The organism is Vibrio sp. M260118, from assembly GCF_036533755.1.
Lineage (GTDB): Bacteria > Pseudomonadota > Gammaproteobacteria > Enterobacterales > Vibrionaceae > Vibrio.
This window is the reverse complement of record NZ_JATABG010000354.1, coordinates 1-3536: the sequence shown is the minus strand read 5'-3', so window position 1 is coordinate 3536 and position 3536 is coordinate 1. Positions and strand designations below refer to the sequence as shown.

General features: G+C 44.1%; 4 protein-coding genes. 1 reads left to right on the top strand and 3 read right to left on the bottom strand.

All coding sequences use genetic code 11. The features are described from left to right. The first annotated feature begins 166 nt into the window (after positions 1-166). Positions 167-445 (top strand): 50S ribosomal protein L25, encoded by a 279-nt coding sequence (rplY, locus tag QTO00_RS16600; RefSeq protein WP_005471955.1) that lies wholly within the window; start codon positions 167-169, stop codon positions 443-445. Positions 446-887: 442 nt separating this feature from the next. Here the strand turns inward: rplY and QTO00_RS16595 are convergent, their stop codons facing one another. The 3 genes from QTO00_RS16595 to proW form a co-directional block, all read right to left on the bottom strand. Beyond that, the gene (locus QTO00_RS16595) at positions 888-1367 is read right to left on the bottom strand and encodes a MarR family winged helix-turn-helix transcriptional regulator (RefSeq protein WP_331425778.1); all 480 of its coding nucleotides are present in this window, start codon (positions 1365-1367) and stop codon (positions 888-890) included. 72 nt (positions 1368-1439) lie between these two features. Next, positions 1440-2447, bottom strand: a complete 1008-nt coding sequence (proX, locus tag QTO00_RS16590) for a glycine betaine/L-proline ABC transporter substrate-binding protein ProX (RefSeq protein WP_331425777.1) — start codon at positions 2445-2447, stop codon at positions 1440-1442. After that, entirely contained in the window at positions 2444-3526 is a 1083-nt protein-coding gene (gene proW / locus QTO00_RS16585; RefSeq protein WP_331425779.1) for a glycine betaine/L-proline ABC transporter permease ProW, read from the bottom strand. Before proW ends, proX begins: the two co-directional genes overlap by 4 nt. Positions 3527-3536 lie beyond the last annotated feature (10 nt).

The window sequence follows — 3536 nt, the reverse complement described above, 5'->3', positions numbered from 1 at the left end:
CAAAATCGTGGATTTAGCTGATTTTGAGTTGCTAGAAAAACGATAGAGTGATAGTATCCGCGCTCGCTTGAAGAGTTACTACCAATTACTCTTCAGCGTTTACAACACTAAACAAGGTCGCATTGTTAGTGTGATTATGAAAATCTTATTTTTTGAGAGTAATACTATGAAATTTGAAGCAGTAGTACGTACTGAACTAGGTAAAGGTGCGAGCCGCCGCCTACGTCACGCTGGTAAATTCCCTGCAGTTGTATACGGCGGTGAAGAAGCAGCAGTTTCTATCGTTCTTAACCACGATGACGTTGTTAACCAAATGGACAAGCCTGAGTTCTACGAAGGTATCGTTCTAGTGATCGACGGCGCTGAAGTTAAAGTTAAGCCACAAGACGTTCAACGTCACGCGTTCAAGCCAAAAGTTGAGCACATGGACTTCATCCGCATCTAATTCCCTACCAAGGAATTAATTCGGATTTAATCCAACCTTTTGCATATAAGATTATCGGCCTTACCATCCGAGACATCTAAAAATTCGAAACCCCGATGCTACCAACATCGGGGTTTCACCGTTTTTGAGCCCTCAAAAACGCAAACGTGTTAATCTGACCTATCACATTTTCCACATTCACACCTTTGTTAGCGGGTTCAACATATACAGGGATGACCGAACACTAGCCGTTTAAAATAACGCTAAATATTGATAGTCAAATCACGCAAAACGATTGTCTCAGCTAAACTTTGGACAACTTGAAATAGTCGCCAACGTGGCTGCATATTATAAGCAAAACGCAACAGTTGGGGCGAACTAATAAAAAGGCTGATGAACTGTTGTACCTAACAAAGAGCAAAGCTCCAACCGAGCTGTGTATGTTGGTCAAGAAGGGTAACGCCTAACCTGATGACCTTCCGATATGACCCAATTCCAGTACTGGGGCAACGTGTATATCTTTGGCATTCATCATAGCAGACACACGTTGTAAAGAAGAGAGGATAAGAGAACGCTCCCACTCTTCAAGCCTTTGAAATTCATCAATAAAGCTTTGCTGTAACGGTGTAGGAGTGTCAATTAGTACTTGTTTGCCTTGTTCAGTAAGTAACGCATGGACTTTTCTTTTATCATATGCATTTCTTACCCGATGTATCAATAGATGCTCCTCAAGCTTATCCAATATAATGCTGGCTGTCGCTTGGCTCATATTGGTATTGGCTGACAACTCACTGATCGTCACCTCACCTAGTTCATTTATTGCACGCATGATGATCAATTGTGGCGTAGTTAAGCCAGACTCTTTGTTTAACTTTTTCGAGTGTGAATCTATTGCTCTTATAATTTGACGAATTGAAACTAATACCTCTTCGTGTTTATCCATCCATACCTCCGCTGTATAGTGAATTGTATAAGTACCTAAAGCAGGTACTTATACAGAGTTTTAATCAAGCGGTTATAGCGCAGCTTTTTTGGCTTCAGCAACCCAAGCATCAAACTTTGACTGATTTGCTTTGATCCATCCATTGACATGAGATTCAATATCAGCCGAGCTGTTTTTGCCTTGGCTCATCATCATGTTTTGAGCACTCACATCATTAATGTCTAGTTTAATGATTTCAAACAGCTTCGCTGCGGCAGGGTTTTGTTCAGCAAATGCTTTGTTCGCTACAATTCGCATTGAGTTCATTTCAAAGCCATAGTTCTTGCCGTTTGGAAGCGTGGTATCAACGTTCTTACGTTCTCCCGGTAGAGCAGAAAACGGAACTTCTAACCATACGACATCTTTACCCGGAACAAGCACTCCACTTACCCAGTAAGGGGTCCATGTGTAGTACAAAATAGGGTCACCTTTCTTGTAACGAGAGATAGTGTCGGCAATGATTGCCGCATAGTTACCTTGGTTATGCGTTACCGTATCACGCAGTTTAAATGCGTTAAGTTGCTCCTCAATAACCATTTCGCAACCCCAACCAGGGTTACATCCCGTAAGGTCTGCTTTACCATCACCATTGGCGTCAAACAGTTTCGCTAACTTCGGGTCAGTTAATTGACCAATATTAGTGATCCCATACTTCTCAGCCGTTTTTTTATCTATCAAATAGCCTTGTGCTGCGCCACTAACGTAGTGCCCTTGACGGTAAAACTTCTCATCAGCGCCAGACATAGCGTACTTATCTGCGTGAAGCGGGAACCAACCAACGGCTAGGAATGTTGCATCACCTTTCGCAATAGATGTATACCCTACGTTGTAATCCACTTCTTTTGTCTCTTTAACATCGTAACCTAACGCCTCAAGAGCACGGTTAACGATGAGAGTCTGAAACGTTTCTTCTGCTACAGTTGATTGCACTGGCTGTACAACCACACCCTCACCAGGAAGTGCTTCCGCCCATGTATGCTGAGTAAAAGCAAACGTAGACAAAGCGCCAATGGTCATGACTTTCTTCCATGAATAACTCATTTGTAGTTCTCCTTAAGTGATACTTCTGAATTCTTAGATTGTTTAAATAGGCGTAATACAATGGCAATTGGCCCACACTGGTACCAACGCGTTTTGGTGTTTCCGGCATTGACACCCAGCTCTTGCGTAATGCGGTCAAGTAAAATGGCGAGAATAACGATACCCACGCCCCCCACAGCCGCAAGCCCCATATCTAATCGGCCAATACCACGTAGAACCATTTGTCCTAAGCCACCAACAGCAATCATCGACGCGATAACAACCATTGAAAGCGACAGCATTAATGTCTGATTTACGCCCGCCATGATCGTTGGCAACGCCAGGGGGAGTTGAATGCGGTAAAGCATCTGTTTATTGCTTGCGCCAAAAGAGTGCCCTGCTTCAATGAGCTCTTCAGGTACCTGCTGTATTCCCAAAATAGTTAGCCTAACCACGGGAGGAAGCGCGAAGATAATCGTAACGACGACTCCGGGTACATTACCAATTCCGAATAACATGACGATGGGCACCAGATAAACGAACGCTGGAGTTGTTTGCATCGCATCGAGAATAGGCCTAACTAACTTGGCCGCCGTATCACTTCGAGCTAGCCAAATTCCAAGCGGTAAGCCTATCAACAAGCAGAAAAACACCGACGTCATAACCAATGATAGAGTCGTCATCGCTTGCGACCAAGCGCCAATCAGGCCGATAAAAACCAGCGATACTGCCGTCACAAAGCCAAGACGTAGACTTGAAAACTGCCACGCCAATAAAAACAAGATAACCAACATAAACGGTGCAGGTGTTTCAACTAACGTCGTCTCAAACGAAGTCAAGATGAAGTCAATTGGAATCCGAACCGCTTGAAAAATCGGCCGTCCATGCTCAACCAACCAGTTGAGGCCGGATTCAACCCAGCGATCCAACGGCACCATAGCCGTATCGAACGGATTTAAAATATCGAACGGAGCCTGTTCAACGGTTTCTGAGTTTAACCAATCGGCTTGTGTTGATGACTGGTTTGCCCCCCATGGATCGCTACGAGTCGCTTCACTGGTTTGCGCCCACGGATCAGAAGAATTTTGTTCTGTTGACATGGTGCTATTC

Excerpts from the sequence above, each read along its gene's own strand:
- proW (WP_331425779.1), bottom strand. The coding sequence starts at position 3,526 with ATGTCAACAGAACAAAATTCTTCTGATCCGTGGGCGCAAACCAGTGAA.
- QTO00_RS16595 (WP_331425778.1), bottom strand. The coding sequence starts at position 1,367 with ATGGATAAACACGAAGAGGTATTAGTTTCAATTCGTCAAATTATAAGA.
- proX (WP_331425777.1), bottom strand. The coding sequence starts at position 2,447 with ATGAGTTATTCATGGAAGAAAGTCATGACCATTGGCGCTTTGTCTACG.
- rplY (WP_005471955.1), top strand. The coding sequence starts at position 167 with ATGAAATTTGAAGCAGTAGTACGTACTGAACTAGGTAAAGGTGCGAGC.